Raw genomic sequence first — 18,642 nt, 5'->3', positions numbered from 1 at the left:
CTTGTCGACCTGCTGGACAGGCTGCTGGCCGGCGGCGTCGTCGTCACCGGGGACCTCGTCCTCTCCATCGCCGACCCCGACCCCGACGCCGACCCCGACCCCGACGGGCGATCCGTGCGAGATCCCGGCCACCCACCAGATCGCCCAGGTGCAGGGGAGCGGTGACGTCAGCCCGCTGGCCGGCCAGAGCGTCCGCGTCGAGGGCGTCGTGACCGGGGACTTCCAGGAGACGGACCAGCTCAGCGGCTTCTTCCTCCAGGACCCGACCCCGGACGCCGACCCGGCCACCTCCGAGGGCCTGTTCGCCTTCGCCCGCAGCTCGTTCAAGGACGTCAAGGCCGGTGACCGGGTGCTGGTCACCGGCAAGGTCGTGGAGTTCAACGGCTGGACGGAGCTGTCGCCGGTCACCGCGGTGGACGTCTGCGGCACGGGCGCCGCCCAGCCCGCCCGGCAGAGCCTGCCCCGCCCTGAGGGCGTGACCTTCGAGCCGGTCGAGAGCATGCTCGTCACCTTCCCCGAGCCGCTGACCGTCAGCGACCACTACAACCTGGGCCGCTTCGGCGAGGTCACGCTCTCCTCCGAGGGCCGCGTGTTCCAGCCGACCGACCGGCCGGGCGTGGACGCCGCCGGGAACGCGCGCCGCACCCTGCTCGTGGACGACGGCTCGACCAGGGAGAACCCCCCGGTCATTCCCCACACCGACCCGCGCACCGTCCGGCTGGGCGACACCGCGTTCGGCGCCACCGGCGTGCTGGGGTACGGCTTCGGCAAGTATCGGCTCCAGCCGACCAAGCCGATCAACTTCCTGCGGACCAGCCCGCGCCTGCCCGCCCCGTTCCCGGTCCTCGGCAACGTCAAGGTGGCCAGCTTCAACACCCTCAACTGGTTCACCACCCTGGGCTCGCGCGGGGCGAGCAACGCCGGCGAGCAGCAGCGCCAGCTCACCAAGCTGGTCGCCGCGCTGAAGGGCATGAACGCCGACGTGGTCGGCCTGATGGAGGTCCAGAACAACGGCCAGACCGCGGTCCAGGCCCTGGTCGACGCGCTCAACGCAGAGGTGGGCGCGGGCACCTACGCCGCGCTCGCCCACCCCTACCCCGGCACCGACCTGATCCACGTGACGATGATCTACAAGCCCGGCAGGCTCCGGCCCGTCGGCGCGGCCCAGTCGTCCACCGATCCGGTCTTCCGGCGTCCTCCGCTGATCCAGACCTTCCGCCGGGTCCAGGGCGGCCAGCCGTTCACGATGATCGTCAACCACTTCAAGTCGAAGGGCTGCGACGACGACGCCACCGGCCCCGACGCCGACCAGGGCGACGGCCAGAGCTGCTACAACGGCGAGCGCGTCCGCCAGGCGGAGGCGACGCTGGGCCTGATCGACAGCCTGGGACTGCCCAACCCGCTGGTGCTGGGCGACCTCAACGCCTATGGCGAGGAGGACCCGATCGACACCCTGGAGACCGGGGGCCTGACCAGCGTGACCAAGAGGTTCGTCCCCGCGCCGCTGCGCTACAGCTACCTCTTCGACGGCCAGGTCGGCGAGCTGGACCACGCCCTGGTCGGCAAGGACCTGCTCAAGCGGGTGACCAGCGCGACGATCTGGCACATCAACGCCGATGAGAGCCGGATCCTCGACTACAACACCGAGTACAACCCCCCGGCCCTCTACCGGCCCGACGCCTTCCGCTCCTCCGACCACGACCCCGTGGTCATCGGGCTCACCCTGCCCGGCGGCAGGGGCTGATCCCGGAGCTCACCCGTTGAGGGGGCCGGCGACGCGGAACGTCACCGGCCCCTTCTTTTCAGGTTTTGCGTAGATCAGTATGGTTTCAGGTGTTCTGTACCTCGTGTTACTTGCCGGAACGGCACGCTGGTGGTCATGCCTTTCGGGAAGGTCGCCGTCCGGTACGCCGTCACCGTGCCGCGCGTCGGGGCCGGCGCCTGAAGGGGGGCCTCCCCGGGGGTGGGTGGAATGCCGGGCGAGGGTAAGTGGTTATGCGAGCCATACAGATGCGACAGACAAGAGGAGCCAACGGTGGCGACCATCGAGGTAACCGAGAAGAACTTCAACGAGATCGCCGACGAGGGGATCGTCCTGCTGGACTTCTGGGCCGCCTGGTGCGGGCCGTGCCGCACGTTCGGGCCGATCTTCGAGAAGTCGTCGGAGAAGCACGACGACATCAAGTTCGGCAAGATCGACACTGAGGCGGAGCAGGCGCTTGCCCAGGGCTTCGAGATCACCTCGATCCCGACGATCATGGCTATCCGCGACGGCATCGTCGTCTTCGCCCAGCCCGGGGCGCTGCCCGCGCCTGCCCTGGAAGACCTGATCGGCCAGGTCCGCGCGCTCGACATGGACGCGATCCGAGCCGAGCTCGCGAACGAGATGGGCGTTCAGAACAACTGATGCCCGGGCCCGAAAAGCCCCGCGACCGTTGACGGCGCGGGGCTTTCGTGTCTCTCCGGAGTGCCGGGGAGGGGTCAGACCGAGCGGTAGAGCTCCGCCACCCGGAAGGCCAGGTCCAGCGACTGGCCCCGGTTGAGGCGCGGGTCGCACGCCGTCTCGTAGCGCAGCGCCAGGTCGTCCTCGACGATCTCCGCGCCGCCGCCCACGCACTCGGTGACGTCGTCACCGGTGAACTCGATGTGGATGCCGCCCGGGTGGGTGCCGAGGTCGCGGTGGACGTCGAAGAAGCCCGCCACCTCGTTCATGACGTCGTCCAGGCGGCGGGTCTTGTGGCCGCTGGGCGCCTCGAAGGTGTTGCCGTGCATGGGGTCGCAGATCCACGCCACCTGGGCGCCGCTCGCGGTCACCTTCTCCACCAGTGCGGGAAGGTGCTCGCGGATCTTCGACGCGCCCATCCGGGTGATGAACGTCAGCCGCCCGGCCTCGTTGTCCGGGTTCAGCTTCTCGATCAGCGCGAGGGCGTCCTCCGGCGTGGTCGTCGGGCCGAGCTTCACGCCGATCGGGTTGCGGATGCGGGCGAAGAACTCCACGTGCGCGCTGTCGAGCTGGCGGGTGCGCTCGCCGATCCAGACCATGTGCGCCGACACGTCGTACGGCTGGCCGGTCCGCGAGTCGATCCTGGTGAGCGCGCGGTCGTAGTCCAGGATCAGCGCCTCGTGCGAGGAGTAGAACTCGACGCTGTGGAACTCCTCCGGCTCGGCCCCGCAGGCGCGCATGAACGCCAGCGCCTGGTCGATCTCCCGGGCGAGCTGCTCGTAGCGCTTCCCGGCCGGGGACTCGATCACGAAGTCCTGGTTCCAGGCGTGCACCTGGCGCAGATCGGCGTAGCCGCCCTTGGTGAAGGCGCGGGCCAGGTTCAGCGTCACCGCGGAGGAGTGGTAGGCGCGCAGCAGCCGCCAGGGGTCGGGGACGCGGGACTCGGGGGTGAAGTCGAAGCCGTTGACCATGTCGCCCCGGTAGGCGGGCAGCTCCACGCCGTCGCGGATCTCGGTGTTCTTGGAACGGGGCTTGGCGAACTGCCCCGCCATCCGGCCGATCTTCACGACCGGCACCTTCGCCGCGTAGGTGAGCACGATCGCCATCTGCAGCAGCGTCTTCAGCTTGTTGCGCACGTCGTCCGCGGTGGCTCCGGCGAACGTCTCGGCGCAGTCGCCGCCCTGCAGCACGAAGGCCTCGCCTCGCGCCACCGCCGCCAGGTCCGCCTTGAGGTTGTCACACTCCCCCGCGAAGACCAGGGGCGGCAGCCCCTGCAGTTCGGCGACGACCTTGTCCAGCTCGCCGCGGTCGGGCCACTCGGGCTGCTGCGCCGCAGGCAGCTGCCGCCAGGAATCGAGGTTGATGCTCACGACATACCAGGCTATTGCAACCAGGTGCGCGAACAGACCTGATTGTCCACAGAGTGAGAACCTCTTTATGCATTGTGAGACTCGACCGGGCTCCTGACGTGCTCGGGGCGGACGCCGAAACCGATGAAACGGCGGGCCAGCGCGCCGATCGCCGGAATGCGCGAGATGTCGCGCGGCAGCCGTACCGGTCCGGCTCCCCCGGACAGGGCGGGACGGATCAGCCGGTGCTGCACCACGCGCTGGGCGAGCTGGGTGAGCACGGTGGGCGGGGTGCGGCGGCGCTGGACCCGGGCGAGCAGGGGCTCGGGGATCTCGGCCCCGGCGGCGAGCGGCCCGGCCAGCAGGTTGGCGGCGGCCACCGCGTCCTGCACGGCCAGGTTGATGCCGACGCCGAAGACGGGGGACATGGCGTGCGCCGCGTCACCGATCACCAGCAGGCCGGGGCGGTGCCAGCGGCGCAGCCGGTTGAGCGCGACCGACAGCATGCTCACGTCGCCGAAGTCCGACAGCAGCTCGACGCGCTCCTTGAGGAAGGGCAGCAACCTGGCGACGTGTTCGCGCACCGTCTCGATGCCCCGGGCCCGCAGGGCGTCGAAGCCGCCCTTGGGGATCAGGTAGGCGAGCTGCCAGTAGTCCTCGCGGTTGATCGCCACCATCATGTGCCCGGCGGACACCCGCAGGAACGGATCGCCGGGGTCGCCGGGGTCGCGCGGCAGCCGGAACCACAGCACGTCCATCGGGACGCCGTGCTCCACCGGGACGAGCCCGGCGGCCCGGCGCACGTCGGAGCGGCGGCCGTCGGCGGCCACGGTGAGCGCCGCCCGGAGCTCGTGCTCGCCGCCGGCGTCCCGGTAGCGGACCCCGCGCACCGCGTCGCCCTCGCGGATCACGTCGTACACCTCGGCGTTCATGACGAGCCGGAAGGTGGGGTACCGCTTCGCGGCGGCGGTGACCAGGTTGAGGAAGTCCCACTGCGGAACGAACGCGATGTAGTTGTATCTGCCGGGGAGCCTGGACAGGTCGGCGAGCGGCACCGTGGCGTCGTCGGTCTGCAGGGTCATGCTGTACGCCTTGCGGTGGGGCAGCCGGTCGAGCTCCTCGGCCAGGCCGAGCTCGTCGAGGACCTGCAGGGTCGAGGGATGGACGGTGTCCCCCCTGAAGTCACGCAGGAAGTCGCCGTGTTTCTCCAGGAGCGTCACCTGGACGCCGGCCCGGGCCAGCAGCAGAGCGAGCACGGCCCCCGCCGGGCCGCCCCCGGCGATCACGCATGTGTTCTGATCCATAATTCATCACCCATTGAAATTCTGACACAGAACGCCCCCAGGAAAACAGTCTTCCCGGCAATCCGTTCCTCACCCGGTGTCGAATGGTCAGGTGTGAGGACAGAACGTGAGCCTTCGGGGGTGCCGGCCACCGGCGAGGAGCCCGGCCTGGAGGATCTCCTGGCCCAGGTGGCACTGGGGCACGAGCAGGCCTTCAACCGGGTCTACGACCTGCTGGCCGGCCCGGTGTTCGGCCTGGCCCGGCGGGTCGTGCGGGACCGGGCCCAGGCCGAGGAGGTCGCGCAGGAGGTCCTGGTCGAGGTGTGGCGCACCGCGTCCCGGTACGACCGGACGCGGGGCAGCGCCCTTTCATGGGTGATAACCATGGCCCACCGCCGCTCGGTGGACCGGGTCCGGTCCGCGCAGGCCTCGGCCGACCGGGAGGAGAAGGTCTCCCGGATGTCCGGGGAGGTCGCCTACGACCAGGTCTCCGAGGTGGTCGCCACCCGCCTGGAGGGGGAGCGGGTGCGCCGCTGCCTCGGTGGCCTGACCGATCTCCAGCGGCAGGCCGTGACCCTCGCCTATTACGGTGGCTACAGCTATCCGGAGGTGGCGGGGCTGCTCCGGGTGCCGCTCGGCACGATCAAGACCAGGATGCGCGACGGGCTCGTCCGGCTCCGCGACTGCATGGGGGTGGAACGATGAACGAGGACCTCCACGCCCTGTCCGGCGCCTACGCGCTGCACGCGCTTCCGGAGCCGGAGGTCACGCTCTTCGAGGACCACATGGCCAGGTGCGAGGCCTGCGCCGTCGAGGTGCGCGGCCTGTCGGAGACCGCGGCCCGGCTCGCCATGGGGGCGGCCGAGACCCCGCCCGCCTCGCTCCGCGCCCGCGTCATGACCCAGATCGCCGAGGTCCGCCAGGAACCACCGCTCCTGAGCGACCGCACCGAGCCGCCGCCCGGCGAGGCGGTACGGCTTGAGCCCCGCTCCGCATGGCGCAGGCGCGTCGCGGCGGGCCTGGCCGTGGCGGTGAGCGCCGCCGCGGTGGTTCTCGGCGTCGTGGCCGTCGACGCCCGGCGGGAGAGCGACGAGCTCCGGCAGGTCGTGGCTGTGATCGCGGCGCCCGACGCCAGGACGGTCAGCCACCCCGTCTCCTCCGGCGGCACCGGCACGATGGTGATGTCCCCCTCCGAGGGGAGGATGGTGTTCACCGCGAGAGGGCTCCCTCCGCTGCCCGCCTCCCGGGTCTACGAGCTGTGGCTGATGGGCCCCGACGGCGTCCGCCCGGCGGGGCTGCTGGAGCGGACCGCGGACGGCGACACGGTGCCGGTCGTGGCCACTCCGCTCCGGGGCGACGACCGGCTCGGCCTGACCGTCGAACCGGCGGGCGGTTCCGACCGGCCCACCACGACCCCGATCATGGTCGCCGACCTGCCGTCCGCCTGACCGGGCCACGGCCGGCCCGGTCCTCGGCGGGGGCCACCCGCCGGAGCGTAGGCGCCGCCCGTAGGGGAGGGATGCCGTACACCCGGCGGGTGACGGGAGTCCGTATGAGGAGGGGCGCCGCACGCCCGGCGGGTGAGGCGAGTCGGTATGCGGAGGGAGCCGTCCGCCTGACGGGTGATGCGCGCCGTCACCCGGTTGGGCGAGGGTTGCTCCCATGAGCGTTTACGAGACCGAGCGGCTGACCGTCCGCCTGTGGACCCACGACCAGAGCGACCTCGACCGGATGACCGACCTCTATTCCCGCCCGGAGGTCACCCGCTGGCTGCCGCCCTTCTCCACCTTCGAGGCGGCGCCGGCGGTGGACGGCTGGCGGGCCTTCCACGCGCGGGACCGCCGGTTCGGATCCTGGGCGGTCGAGGTCCGCGACACCGGGGTGGCCGCCGGGACCGTGCTGTTCCGGCCGATCCCGGGAGGGGAGGGGGAGATCGAGGTGGGCTGGCACTTCCACCCCGACTCCTGGGGGAACGGCTACGCCACCGAGGCGGCCCGTGGCGCGGTCGAGCGCGGTTTCGCCGCCGGTCTGGAGGAGGTCTACGCCCTGACGATGCCGGGCAACGAGGCGTCCATCGCCGTCTGCCGGCGGCTCGGGATGACCCCGCTCGGCCGGACCCGGCGCTTCTTCGACCTGGAGTCGGAGATGTTCCACCTCCCCCGTACGGCCGCCGGCCTCCTCTGAACACCCATTCCCCGTACGGCCGCCGGCCTCCTTCGAACACCTGTCCTCCGTATGGCCGCCGGCCTCCTCTGAACACCTGTCCCCCGTACGGCCGCCGGCCTCCTCCGAACACCTGTCCCCCGGGCAGTCGCCGGCCTCCCCGGCGTCCGGGTCCTCCGGTACCTCCGAAGGTTTCCCGAGGTACCGGCTCCTCGAGACCTCCGGGGGCTTGCCGGAGCACCGGTTCCCGGCGGCTTCCGGGGGCTTTCTCCCGGGACCCCCGGAGGTTTTCCGGGAGTCACTGACGGTTTCCGGGGGTTACTGACGGAAGGTGTCAGCGACCCGGTCCTACGGTCGGGCCATGGCCTTCCACCGCAAACAACTCCGCGTGCCCGCCCCGGCCGTCGCCGCCGGACGTCACGTCAAGCGATACCACGTCAACCTCGACGGCTCCGAGATCGACCAGGCCCGCCAGGAGGCGGCCTACGCCTTCCTGCCGGGCCTGCTGCCCCGCCCCGACGGCACCCCGGCCGCCACGTTCACCGTGCTGCACGAGACCGCGAACGGCATCTTCCTCAACGCCTACAGCTGGTACTGGGACAACGTCCTGTACTGCAGGACCGCGGCCGCCGGGATCCCCTTTCTCGGCTGCCCGGACGAGGACTACACCCACTGGGTGGAGCTGGCCGAGCCACTGATCGGCTGCGTCTGGGAGCTGCCCCCCATCGAGCACGAGCGCTCCGCCTGGATCCGCCACGTCCTCCGGCCGGACAGGCCGGACCTCGGCGCCTACCTCGCCGACCTGCTTCCCGAGGGCCCCATCGGCTAGCCGCTCTCCCCGTCCGGGGCCGGCCCGCCGTGGACGGGAACGCGGCGCGGGCGCGGCCAGGGGCAGAAGGCCGGGGAACCGGAGGGGAAGCCGGCGCGGCGCGGATTGATGCCGGCTCCGTGACGTGCGAGCGTCGAGGACGACAACGCCCCAGCGAAGACAGGGAGAGGGAGCACGGTATGGACCACCACGAGCTCCGGCGGCGGTTTGCGGCTTTGACCACCGCCCATCTGGCGGACGCGTGCATTCGCGCTCGGATCCCGGTGCGGTGCGCGCCCGCGCGCCTGCACGCTGTCGTGCCCGGCAGCCGCCTGGCCGGGCGCGTGGTCCCCGCCCGGCACGCCGGCAGCGTCGACGTTTTCCTGGAGGCGTTCGAAGGGGCCGCGCCCGGCGACGTTTTGGTGGTCGACAACGGCGGGCGTCTCGATGAGGCGTGTGTCGGCGATCTGGTGGTTCTGGAGGCTCAGACCGCCGGGCTGGAGGGGATCGTGATCTGGGGGCTGCACCGCGACACGGCCGACATACGGGCGATCGGGCTGCCGGTCTTCAGCCTGGGGGCGGTCCCGACCGGCCCGCTACGCCTCGACGCCCGTCCCCGGGACGCGTTGGAGTCCGCCACGGTGGGAGACTCCACGGTGGGCCGTGAGGACCTGGTCCTGGGTGACGACGACGGGGTGCTCTTCGTGCCGGCAGGCCGGGCCGAGGACCTCTTCACGCTCGCGGAGACGATCCGCGACACCGAGCGACGCCAGGCCGAACGGATCCGCGCAGGTGTCTCCCTACGCAGTCAGGTGCAGTTCGACACCTATCTCGTTCAGCGCCGGCAGGCGCCCTCCCTGAGCTTCCGCGACCATCTGCGGGCCGTGGGCGGGGCCGTTGAGGAATGACCGCGTGTCGCGGCCGGGGGAGCGACAGCCCGGCGGTGCGTTCTGGCGGACCGCCTCCCGGACCCCGGGCCGCGCACATCCGGATACGCGAGCCTGCCGGTCCGGGCCTCCATGAGGAACGGACCCACGGACACCTCCTGCGGCGTCCATGGGTCCGTTCGCCCGATGTCAGAACCTGATGTCAGAACCCGATGTCAGAAGGTGGAGACGTTGAGCAGCTTCTCCTTGATGCCGTCAGGGTCGTCGGCGTTGTTCCAGTTGGTGGTGCCCGCCGCCTGGAGCGCGGACTTCACCGCCGCCGGCGTCGCCGCCGGATGCGTGGCCTTGTAGAGGGCCGCTCCACCGGCGACGTGCGGGCTGGCCATCGAGGTGCCCGAGATGGTGTTGGTGCCGCTGCTCCTCCAGGTGGACAGGATGCACACGCCCGGGGCGATGATGTCCACGTCGGCGCCGTAGTTGGAGAAGCCGGCGAACGTGTCGTCGACGTCGCTGCGGCAGGTGGACGCCGCCCCGCCACCGGGGAGCCCGTTGAAGTCGGCCAGCGCGCTGACCGTTATGACCTCGTCGTACGCCGCGGGCACGTGGTTGGCCGCGTTGTCGGTCTCGTTGCCGGCCGCGACCACGAAGGTCACGCCCGCCGCGACGGCGGCGCAGATCGCCCGGTGCATGGCGTCGTTGTTGGTGTTGCCGYAGTTGCCGTCGTCGGCGCCGAGGCCGCCGAGGCTCATGTTCGCGACCTCGATCTCGGAGGCGTGGGCGGTGACGTAGTCGATGCCGCAGATCACCTGCGACCAGCTGCCGCCGCCGCTGTTGTTCAGCACGCGCACCGGCCACAGGCGGGCGCCCGGTGCCACGCCGACGACGGCGCTGGTGTTGTCCAGCGCCCCGACCGTGCCCGCCACGTGCGTTCCGTGGCCGTGGCCGTCGTTGGCGCTCGTGCCGGTGTTGCAGTTCTTGGCCCCCGCGGTGTAGACGTTCAGGTCGGGGTGGTTGAGCTGGATGCCGGTGTCGATGATCGCCACATCGACGTTGACCCGCGTGTCCACGCCGTTGATGGCGGCGGTGGGGCTGAGCTCGGCGTCGACCCGGTTGACCCCTGTGGGCAGGGTCTGGGCGCTGATCGACACCACCCCGTCGGGCTGCACGAACTGCACCTGCGGGTCGCGGGCGACGGCGGCGGCCGCGGTGGCGCTCATCTTCGCCGAGTAGCCGCGGAGCGCGTGGTTGAAGATCTTGTCCACCGCGGCGCCGCGGGAGCGCGCCTGGGTGCCGGCGAAGGACGAGGGGTCCGTGCCGTCCCGCAGTACGACGATGTAGTCGCCGACAGGGTCCGGTGCGGCGGCGATCGCGGCTGTGGCCGGGATCGCCGTCATAGCGAGGGAACTCGCGAAGAGAGCTGTGAGGAGCGTTTTGCGCATGGGGGATCCTCCACTCTGCTGCCCGGTTTGGGCAGGCAAAGCTGAGGTTGACACGTTGAGTCAGGACTTTCTATAAGCTCAGTCAAGTATTTATCGTGATATTTATATAAAAAAATTGAAGTAGTCATATATCAACGTAAATAGCCCAGACCGGAAATGGGCGCGCCGGGAAGCGGGTCAGTCGGAGAGCTGGTCCAGGGCCCTGACCAGGGCGGCGGCGCTCAGGTCGCGGAGAGGGGCGTAGTCCTCCTCGGGGTACTGGCGAGGGCCGTTCTCCACCAGGATGATCAATGCGAGATAGAGGCGGTAGAGGGTGATCCGGGCGCGGGCGGAGTCGGTGAACTCCACCACGCCGCCCGCCTCCCGGTATCCCGCCACGAGCTCGTCGGACTCGTCCAGCTCGCCGAAGATCGTCGGCGTGACGAAGTCGGCCAGCGGGTCGCCCCAGAACGCCCGCTCGTGGTCGATGATCGCCTGGATGCGCGGGCTGCCGCCGGGGGTCAGGAAGACGTTGCCCGGCCAGACGTCGAAGTGGACCAGGGAGGGCGTCCTCACCTCCTCCAGCACGCCCGCGCTCGCCTCGATCACCGCCGAGATCTCCGCCGCCGGCCTCGGCAGCGGCGTCGCGTAGCGGCGCGCGTCCGCCAGGATCGCGCCGGTCATCGCGAGGAAGGCCGCTCGCCAGGTGCCGCCGGTCAGGCCCGCGTACGGGTAGCCGTAGACGTCACCGGTGACCGCGTTCAACCGGGCCAGATGGCCGCCGAGCTCCCGTCGGAGCGCCCGCTCGTCCGCGTCGACCGGCGTGACCCGGTTCCACGGCACCCCGTCGAGAGCGGCCAGGACCAGGTAGTCGCCGCCCAGGACCGGATCGTCGAACCCGGTGCACAGCAGCTCGGGTCCCGGCACGCCGGCCGGCCCGGCCAGGCGGTAGACCATCGCCTCGGTGCGCAGCAGGTTGCGTTCGTAGCGCAGCTGCTCCAGCTCCGGCGGGGGCGACAGCTTGAGCACCACCTCGCGGCGGTCCTCCAGCGTCAGCCGCCAGACGGCGTTGGCGAAGCCGTCGGTCAGCTCCGCGGAGGCGGTGATCCCGGTGCCGAGGGCCCGCCGCGCCAGCGCGTCGAGCTCGGCGGCGGTGAGCGGGCGCTTGGTCCTGCTGTCCATCGCGGTACCTCAGATCGGGGAGATCGTCCAGGAGGTCTCGATCTTGTCGCCGGGTTGGAGCACGACCAGGTCGGTGCCCGAGTTGAAGGCGTCCGGCGGGCAGGTCATCGGCTCGACGGCCAGCCCGGAGTGGCCGAGCCCGGTCCCGGTGCACACCTGGACCCAGGGCAGCGTCGCGGCGTCCCAGCGCATCTCGACCCCGCCGTCCGGGCCGCTCACCCGCACCCGGGCCAGCCCGTCGGCGTCCGGGACGATGCCGGTGAAGGCGTGGTCCACGGCGGTGTCGCCGACCGTGCGCCCGGTCGTGAAGTCGTACGGCGTGCCGGAGACGTCCTCCAGGGAGCGCGGCAGCAGCCGGTCGTCCACCAGCAGCACCTTGGTGGCGGGCACGTGCAGCTCGTAGCCCTCGACGTCGCCCGGCAGCAGCCACGGGTGCGGGCCGCAGCCGTAGGGGGCGGGGCCGTCGCCGAGGTTCTCGGCGGTCAGGGTGGTGGTCAGCCCGTCGGGGGCGAGGGAGTAGAGCACCTGCAGGGCGATGGTGAACGGGTAGCCGGGGGACGGGGTGATCGTGTACGCCAGCCGTACGAAACCGTGCTCGTCCTCCACGGCGAGCCACTCCACCGCCTCCCAGTCGACCTCCGCGACCAGCCCGTGGATGGCGGTGCCCCTGTCCTCCTCGTTCGCCACGAGCCGGTGGGTCTCGCCCTCGAAGACGTAGGAGGCGTCGGCGATCCGGTTGGGCCAGGGGGCGAGCAGGGTGCCGCTGTAGTAGGGGATCGGCCCGTCTGCCTGCCAGCTCGTCACCAGGTCGCGCTCACCGTGTCGGAGCACGCGCAGGGCCGCGGCCCGCTCGCTGATCTCGGCGTGCATGGTGCCGCTGCGGAGGGTGAACTGCCGGGACACGTGAGTCCTTTCGCCGGGGGAGTGAGGAGGGGACGGACACGACCTGCTCGAAGTTATACAGGCCGGGCCACCCCCGTTACGCGGAGGCCCGCTCGACCAGATGGGTGTCGAGTATCACCACGGGCTGCTCCAGATGCTCGCCGTTGATGCGGGCGACGAGGAGATGGGCCATCTGGCGGCCCATCGCCTCGGTCGGCTGGTGCACGGTGGTGAGCGCGGGGGAGGAGTGCGATCCGGCGGGGGAGTCGTCGAACCCGATCACCGCGACGTCCCCGGGGATCTCCTTGCCCTCCTCCCGAAGCACCCGGATCGCGCCCAGCGCCATCGGGTCGGAGGCGGTGAACACCGCGTCGACGCCGGGGTCGGCGGACAGCAGCTTGCGCATGGCGACGATGCCGCTCTCCTCGCTGAAGTCGCCGTACGCCACGATCTCGGTCATGCCGGTGGCGAGCAGCGCGTCACGGTAGCCCGCGAGCCGGTCCACGCCCACACCCATGTCCTGCGGGCCCGCGATGGTGGCGATCCGGCGGCGGCCCTTGCCCAGCAGGTATTTGACCGCCTGCCGCGCGCCGGCCCGGTTGTCCACGTCGACGTAGCTGTAGGGGGTCAGGCCGACGGGGCGGCCGCCGATGACCGTCGGCACGCCCATCGCCTCCAGCCGCCCGGGCAGCGGGTCGGCGCCGTGCAGCGAGATCAGCAGCACCCCGTCGACGTGCTGCCCGGTCAGGTAGTGCTCCAGCCGCTCGTGGTCCTGCGGCGTCTGGGCCATCGCCAGAATGAGTTGCAGACCGGTCTCGGACAGGGCCGAGCCGATGCCACGGATGGTCCCGGCGAAGTAGGGTTCGTCGAAGACGCGTAACTCCGACTCCGAGACCACCAGCGCGACCGTGTCGGTGCGCCGGGTGACCAGCGCCCGGGCCGCCCGGTTCGGGACGTAGCCCAGCTCCTGGATCGCCTGCTGCACCGCGCCGCGGGCCTTCTCGCTCACCTTCGGCGAGCCGTTGATGACCCGCGACACCGTGCCGCGGCCGACACCGGCCAGGGCCGCGACCGCCTCAAGCGTCGGACGACGGTCGCCGTTCATGTTCCTCGCCCCCATAAAAGTTTCGCTGGCCCCTTATTCTGCCGGACCGCTCAGGCCTCCACGCCTGATTGTCCCGGCATACCAGAGAGCGCTCTCTTTGGGAACTCTCAGCTGCGTCTCGTAGTCGACGTGCACCAGCCCGAAGCGCTTGCCGTACCCCCACGCCCACTCGAAGTTGTCCATCAGCGACCAGGCGAAGTAGCCCTCCAGCGGCACCCCGGCCTCGATCGCGGCGTGGCAGGTGCGCAGGTGGGCGTCGATGTAGTCCAGGCGCTCGCGGTCGTGCACGACGCCGTCGGCGTCCACGACGTCGTCGAAGGCCGCGCCGTTCTCGGAGATGACCAGCGGGATCCGCGGGTACTCCCGGGCCACCCGCAGCAGGAGCTCGTGCAGCCCGCCGTGGTCGATCTCCCAGCCCATGGCGGTGACCGGCCGGCCGCCCTCGACGAACGACACGTCCTCGCTGCCGACCCACGGCGACCCGGCGCCGGTGGGGGCCGCCGCGGCCGACGCCGCGCCGCCGGGGGTGCCCGAGACGGTGAAGCGGCTGTAGTAGTTGATCAGCAGCATGTCCAGCGGAGCGGAGATGACCTCCATGTCCCCGTCCTGGACGAACCCGGTCATCCCGGCGAGGTCCTCCAGGACGTCGGCCGGGTACTCGCCCTTCAGCAGCGCGTCCAGGAAGAAGCGGTTCTGCAGGCCGTCGATGCGGCGGGCGGCGTCCCGGTCGGCCTCGGAGCCGGTCTGCGGCGAGATCGCGTAGAGGTTGACGCTGCCGCCGATCCTGCTGTCGGCCCGCTGGGCGCGCATGGCCGAGGTGGCCAGGCCGTGCGCGAGGAGGAGGTGGTGGGCGGCGCGCACCGCCTGCGCCGGCTCGCGCCGCCCGGGGGCGTGCTCGCCGGAGGCGTATCCCAGGAACGCCGCGCACCACGGCTCGTTGACCGTGCTCCAGTTGCGGACCCGGTCGCCGAGCGCGTCGTGTACGGCCGCCGCGTAGTCGGCGAAGCGCTTCGACGTCTCCCGTGACGGCCAGCCGCCCGCGTCCTCCAGGGCCTGCGGGAGGTCCCAGTGGTAGAGCGTCACCCACGGGTCGACGCCGCTCGCCAGCAGCTCGTCGACCAGCCGGCTGTAGAAGTCGAGGCCCTTGGCGTTGACCGCGCCGCTGCCGTCGGGCTGGATCCGGGGCCAGGAGACGGAGAACCGGTAGGCGCCCAGGCCGAGGTCGGCCATCATCCGGACGTCATCGCGGTAACGGTGGTAGTGGTCGATGGCGATGTCGGCGTTCTCGCCGTTGACCACCCGACCGGGCTGCTGGACGAAGGTGTCCCAGATGGATCGGCCCCGGCCGTCCTCGGAGACGGCGCCTTCGATCTGGTAGGCGGAGGTGGCCGCGCCCCAGACGAAGCCTGCCGGGAACACCAGATCCGGGGTCTGAATCCGCGTCTCTTGCGTGGTCATGCCTTGACCGCACCTTCCATGAGGCCGCCGACGATCTGGCGACCGAACGCGACGAAAACGATGAACAGGGGGAGGACCGAGGCCGCCGTGCCGGTGAACAACATGACGTAGTCGGTGCCGTGGGCCTGGTTGAGCGCGGCGATCGAGGTCTGCACCACCGGGTTGTCCGGGTTCAGGACGATCAACGGCCACATGAACTCGTTCCAGGTCTGCATGAAGACGAGCAGCGCCAGTACGGCCATGCCGGGACGGAGCGCGGGCAGGATGACGTTCGCGTAGATGCGCATGGTGGAGGCGCCGTCGACGCGGGCCGCCTCGACGAGCTCGTCCGGCACCGCCTGGGTGGCGTACTGGGTCATCATGAAGACCCCGAACCCGTTGACCAGGAAGGGCAGGATCACCGCCTTGAGCTGGCCGGTCCAGCCGAGGGTGACCATGAGCTCGTACAGCGGCACCACGCCCATCTGCTGGAGCGGGACCATCATCGTCACCAGGATCAGGCCCAGAAGGATCTTGCTGCCCCTGAAACGGAGCTTGGCGAAGGCGAAGCCGGCCAGGGTGGAGATGAGCACGACCGACAGGGTCACGACGACCGAGACGATGGCCGAGTTGACCAGGCCGGTGAGGAAGTAGGCGTCCTCGGTGGCCAGCAGCCGCTCGACGTTCTCACCGAGGTGCCCGCCGGGCAGCATCGGCGGCGGGACGTCGATCGCCTCCTCGTTGGTCCGCGTGGCCATGATGAACATGTAGTAGATCGGGAAGGCCGACAGCACGAGGGCGAGGGCGAGGACGACCTTCGTCAGCGGGCCGGCGTCCCAGATGCGGTTGCGGGCCTCCGGCTGCGCGGGGCGTCGCCGGGTCTGGATCGCCGTCACTTGGAACCCCCGATGCGGCGGGTGAAGGAGTAGTTGATGAGCGTGCCGATGAGGATCAGCGCGAACAGCAGCCAGGCGGCGGCCGCGGCGTAGCCGAAGTCGAAGTCGCGGAACGCCTCCTTGACGATGAACATCGCCACGGTCTGGTACTGGCCGGTGGCGCCGCCGGCCATCGTCGGGTTGCCGTCGAACATGACCGGCTCGGTGAACAGGGTCAGGCCGCCGATGGTCGAGATGAACACGGTGAAGATGATCGTCGGACGCAGCATCGGGATGGTGATCTGCCAGAACTGCCGCCGCGCCGTGGCGCCGTCGATGGCCGCGGCCTCGTAGAGATCCTTGGGAATGGTCTGCATCGCGGCGAGCAGGATGATCGCGTTGTAGCCGGTCCAACGCCAGTCGATCATGGTGGAGATCGCGATCCACGAGGACCACTTCTCGTTCTGCCAGTTGATCGCGTCGACTCCGAAGAGGCCGAGGAACCAGTTGATCATGCCGTAGTCGCGCCCGTAGAGCTGGGTGAAGACGACGGCGACGGCGACGACGGAGGTGATCAGCGGCAGCAGCACGCCGAGGCGGAAGAAGAGCCGGCCCCGGATGCGCTTGTTGAGCGCGTTGGCGAGGATCAGAGCGAGGACGAGCTGCGGGACCGTCGACATGACGAACATCCCGAGCGTGTTGATCACCGCGTTCCAGAAGGCCTCGTCGGTGATCAGGGAGACGTAGTTGTCGATCCCGATGAAGGTCTTGTCCCCGGCGAGCTCCCAGTCGTGCAGCGACACCCAGAGGGTGTAGCCGAGCGGGAAGACGCCGAAGACGGCGAAGAGGAGGAAGTAGGGGGAGACGAGGAAGTAGGGAGTCGCCCGGAGGTCGAACCTGGCGAGTCCGCCGCCCCTCCCTCCCGAGCCCCGGTGCCCGGACGGCCGGCGGGGGCCGGGCCGGGCCGGAGCCGGGGTTTCGACGTGCAGGGTCATGTCCAGCCTTTCAGCGATGGGCAGGCGACCGGCCCGGCGGCGGGGAGGCCGCCACCGGGCCGGTGCGGATCGGGAAGGGGATCAGCCCGCTGCCTTGACGCCGGCCTCGAGGAACTTGGTCCAGGCCTGGTCGTAGGGGACCGAGCCCTGGTCCATGCCCTCCAGGACCTTCTCCACGGAGGTCTTCACCTGGGCGTGCTTCTCACCGAGGAAGGTGGGGAGCAGGTCCTTGACCGAGGCGCCGAAGATCTGGCCGGTGGGCGCGTCGTTGAAGAACGCGTTCTTCAGCTCGCTGACCGCCGGGTCCTGCTGTGCCGGGATGGAGCTCGGGAAGGCCGCGGCCTCCTGGAAGGCCATGACGTGGCCCTCCTTGCCGGTGAGGTAGTTGAGGACCTCGGCGGCCTCCTTGGGGTGCTTGCTCTGCTTGGGCACCGCGAGGTAGGAGCCACCCCAGTTGCCGGCGCCGCCGGGCACCGCCGCGACGTCCCACTTGCCCTTGTTGGAGTCGCCGGCCGCGCCGGAGACCACGCCGAGCATCCAGGCCGGGCAGCCCATCGTGGCGAACCCGCCCTTCTTGATGGCGGCGTTCCACGGCGGGGTGAAGGAGGCGAGCTTGGCGGTCAGGCCGGCCTCGCTGAAGCTCTTCACCGTGTCGAAGGAGGTCTTGATGGCCGGGTTGCTCTCGATGACGAGCTGGTTGCTCTTGTCGAAGTAGGAGATGTTGCCGTTCTTCGGCGCCTCCTGCGACAGGATCACGTTGTAGAGGGTGTTCGGGCCGTCGAGGAACTTGGGGTCGCCCTTGCCGGGGTTGGCGGCCTGGAACTTCTTGCCGACCTCCATGAAGGCGTTCCAGTCCGGCCAGAGCTTGCCGACCTCCTCGCGTTCGGTGGGCAGTCCGGCCTTCTCGAACAGGTCCGCGCGGTAGCACATGGTCATGCCGCCGATGTCGGTGCCCAGGGCGAACAGCTTGTTGTCGGCGTTGATGCCGTTGTCCCACTTCGCCGCGGGGAAGTCGGCCTTGCGGCTGTCCAGCCCGTACGCGGCGAGGTCGGTGAAGAACTGCGGACGGGCCTTCATGAGGCCCATCGCGCCCTCGTCCAGGGCGATGATGTCAGCCGCGCCGCTGCCGGCCTGCAGGCGCTGGAGCAGCTGGGGCAGGTAGACGTCCTCGAAACGGTCCGTCAGGTTCTGGTACTTGACCTGGATGTTCGGGTGCGCGGCGTTCCACGTCTCCACGGCCTTGTCGTAGCCGAAGTTCTCGCCGCCGCCGAAGGTGTGCACGGTGATGGTCACCGGCTCGGCCGCGGCCGGCGCGGAGCTGCCGCCGGCGGCGGGCTTGGCGTCGTCACTCGAACCGCAGGAAGTGATCGCCAGGGCGGTGGCGGCCATGACCGCGACCGCGGCCAGCTTGCCCTGCCGCTTGTTGTTCAACATTCCGGACCCCTCTCAGGTGGTCGCCCGAATCGATGGGAGGTGACATCGCGGATCGGTCCCCGACAAACGCGATCGGCGATGGGGTGGTTCCTCAATGTGCTTTGGGAGCGCTCCCACGAAGAGTGGACGATAGGCGGCCGGAACGTCAATATGCCGAAACTCAACCGTTACATCTGACTCGCCTAGGGGGGACGAACAAGTACACAGTTCAGCAAACCTCTCAGAGAGGTTTTTGGGAGCGCTCCCATCACATAGTGACACTCCGGGACATTCCGTACGGCGAGGCCGGCACGGAGGGGGCGGCCGCGCTGGAGGGGGTCGAGTCGCGGACGCCCGGAGGAGACGCGGGGAAAGGGATGCGCGGAAAAAGGGGGCGGACGG

At 70.3% G+C, this 18,642-nt stretch carries 17 protein-coding genes and 1 pseudogene; 8 read left to right on the top strand and 10 right to left on the bottom strand.

What is annotated here, in order from left to right:
* The 3 genes and pseudogenes from gvpJ to trxA all read left to right on the top strand — a co-directional run.
* Nucleotides 1–81 (top strand): annotated as a pseudogene (gene gvpJ / locus CA984_RS49395) (gas vesicle protein GvpJ); the annotation flags it as partial.
* A gap of 67 nt (nucleotides 82–148) precedes the next feature.
* Complete coding sequence (locus CA984_RS31385; RefSeq protein WP_242676277.1) at nucleotides 149–1,744, top strand: ExeM/NucH family extracellular endonuclease; 1,596 nt, start codon at nucleotides 149–151, stop codon at nucleotides 1,742–1,744.
* A gap of 291 nt (nucleotides 1,745–2,035) precedes the next feature.
* Nucleotides 2,036–2,407, top strand: coding sequence for a thioredoxin (trxA, locus tag CA984_RS31380; RefSeq protein ID WP_012889970.1), 372 nt, complete (start codon nucleotides 2,036–2,038; stop codon nucleotides 2,405–2,407).
* 74 nt (nucleotides 2,408–2,481) lie between these two features.
* Here trxA and CA984_RS31375 read toward each other — a convergent pair whose 3' ends face one another.
* Nucleotides 2,482–3,813 (bottom strand): class II 3-deoxy-7-phosphoheptulonate synthase, encoded by a 1,332-nt coding sequence (locus CA984_RS31375; RefSeq protein ID WP_207621114.1) that lies wholly within the window; start codon nucleotides 3,811–3,813, stop codon nucleotides 2,482–2,484.
* Between the two features lie 65 nt (nucleotides 3,814–3,878).
* Nucleotides 3,879–5,096, bottom strand: coding sequence for an FAD-dependent oxidoreductase (locus CA984_RS31370; protein ID WP_086577102.1), 1,218 nt, complete (start codon nucleotides 5,094–5,096; stop codon nucleotides 3,879–3,881).
* 93 nt (nucleotides 5,097–5,189) lie between these two features.
* Between CA984_RS31370 and sigK the strand changes: the two genes are divergently transcribed.
* The 5 genes from sigK to CA984_RS31345 all read left to right on the top strand — a co-directional run bounded on the left by sigK (nucleotide 5,190) and on the right by CA984_RS31345 (nucleotide 8,954).
* Nucleotides 5,190–5,780 carry an ECF RNA polymerase sigma factor SigK gene (gene sigK / locus CA984_RS31365; protein ID WP_165781484.1) on the top strand — a complete coding sequence of 197 codons (591 nt, stop codon included), beginning with the start codon at nucleotides 5,190–5,192 and terminating at the stop codon, nucleotides 5,778–5,780.
* On the top strand, nucleotides 5,777–6,523 hold the full coding sequence (locus tag CA984_RS31360) for an anti-sigma factor (protein WP_086577100.1): 747 nt from the start codon (nucleotides 5,777–5,779) through the stop codon (nucleotides 6,521–6,523). Before sigK ends, CA984_RS31360 begins: the two co-directional genes overlap by 4 nt.
* 214 nt (nucleotides 6,524–6,737) lie before the next feature.
* On the top strand, nucleotides 6,738–7,259 hold the full coding sequence (locus tag CA984_RS31355) for a GNAT family N-acetyltransferase (RefSeq protein WP_086577099.1): 522 nt from the start codon (nucleotides 6,738–6,740) through the stop codon (nucleotides 7,257–7,259).
* Between the two features lie 340 nt (nucleotides 7,260–7,599).
* Complete coding sequence (locus CA984_RS31350) at nucleotides 7,600–8,067, top strand: hypothetical protein (protein ID WP_086577098.1); 468 nt, start codon at nucleotides 7,600–7,602, stop codon at nucleotides 8,065–8,067.
* Between the two features lie 179 nt (nucleotides 8,068–8,246).
* On the top strand, nucleotides 8,247–8,954 hold the full coding sequence (locus CA984_RS31345; RefSeq protein WP_086577097.1) for an RraA family protein: 708 nt from the start codon (nucleotides 8,247–8,249) through the stop codon (nucleotides 8,952–8,954).
* 194 nt (nucleotides 8,955–9,148) lie between these two features.
* Here CA984_RS31345 and CA984_RS31340 read toward each other — a convergent pair whose 3' ends face one another.
* From CA984_RS31340 to CA984_RS31305, 8 genes are all read right to left on the bottom strand, one after another.
* Entirely contained in the window at nucleotides 9,149–10,372 is a 1,224-nt protein-coding gene (locus CA984_RS31340; protein ID WP_086577096.1) for a S8 family serine peptidase, read from the bottom strand.
* Nucleotides 10,373–10,549: 177 nt separating this feature from the next.
* A complete protein-coding gene (locus CA984_RS31335) occupies nucleotides 10,550–11,533 on the bottom strand; it encodes a phosphotransferase family protein (protein ID WP_086577095.1) in 984 nt (327 codons plus the stop codon).
* A gap of 9 nt (nucleotides 11,534–11,542) precedes the next feature.
* Nucleotides 11,543–12,436 (bottom strand): aldose 1-epimerase family protein, encoded by an 894-nt coding sequence (locus CA984_RS31330; RefSeq protein ID WP_086577094.1) that lies wholly within the window; start codon nucleotides 12,434–12,436, stop codon nucleotides 11,543–11,545.
* A 76-nt stretch (nucleotides 12,437–12,512) separates the two neighbouring features.
* On the bottom strand, nucleotides 12,513–13,520 hold the full coding sequence (locus CA984_RS31325) for a LacI family DNA-binding transcriptional regulator (RefSeq protein ID WP_086577093.1): 1,008 nt from the start codon (nucleotides 13,518–13,520) through the stop codon (nucleotides 12,513–12,515).
* A 33-nt stretch (nucleotides 13,521–13,553) separates the two neighbouring features.
* Entirely contained in the window at nucleotides 13,554–14,978 is a 1,425-nt protein-coding gene (locus CA984_RS31320; protein WP_086577092.1) for a GH1 family beta-glucosidase, read from the bottom strand.
* Entirely contained in the window at nucleotides 14,975–15,853 is an 879-nt protein-coding gene (locus CA984_RS31315) for a carbohydrate ABC transporter permease (protein WP_086577091.1), read from the bottom strand. The genes CA984_RS31320 and CA984_RS31315 overlap by 4 nt, the downstream gene beginning before the upstream one ends.
* Nucleotides 15,850–16,827 (bottom strand): carbohydrate ABC transporter permease, encoded by a 978-nt coding sequence (locus tag CA984_RS31310; RefSeq protein ID WP_086577090.1) that lies wholly within the window; start codon nucleotides 16,825–16,827, stop codon nucleotides 15,850–15,852. The genes CA984_RS31315 and CA984_RS31310 overlap by 4 nt, the downstream gene beginning before the upstream one ends.
* Nucleotides 16,828–16,908: 81 nt before the next feature.
* A complete protein-coding gene (locus tag CA984_RS31305) occupies nucleotides 16,909–18,261 on the bottom strand; it encodes an ABC transporter substrate-binding protein (protein ID WP_086577089.1) in 1,353 nt (450 codons plus the stop codon).
* Nucleotides 18,262–18,642: the final 381 nt, after the last annotated feature.

It is taken from the genome of Streptosporangium minutum (assembly GCF_002149035.1).
Lineage (GTDB): Bacteria > Actinomycetota > Actinomycetes > Streptosporangiales > Streptosporangiaceae > Streptosporangium > Streptosporangium minutum.
This window is presented reverse-complemented; position numbering and strand designations above follow the sequence as displayed.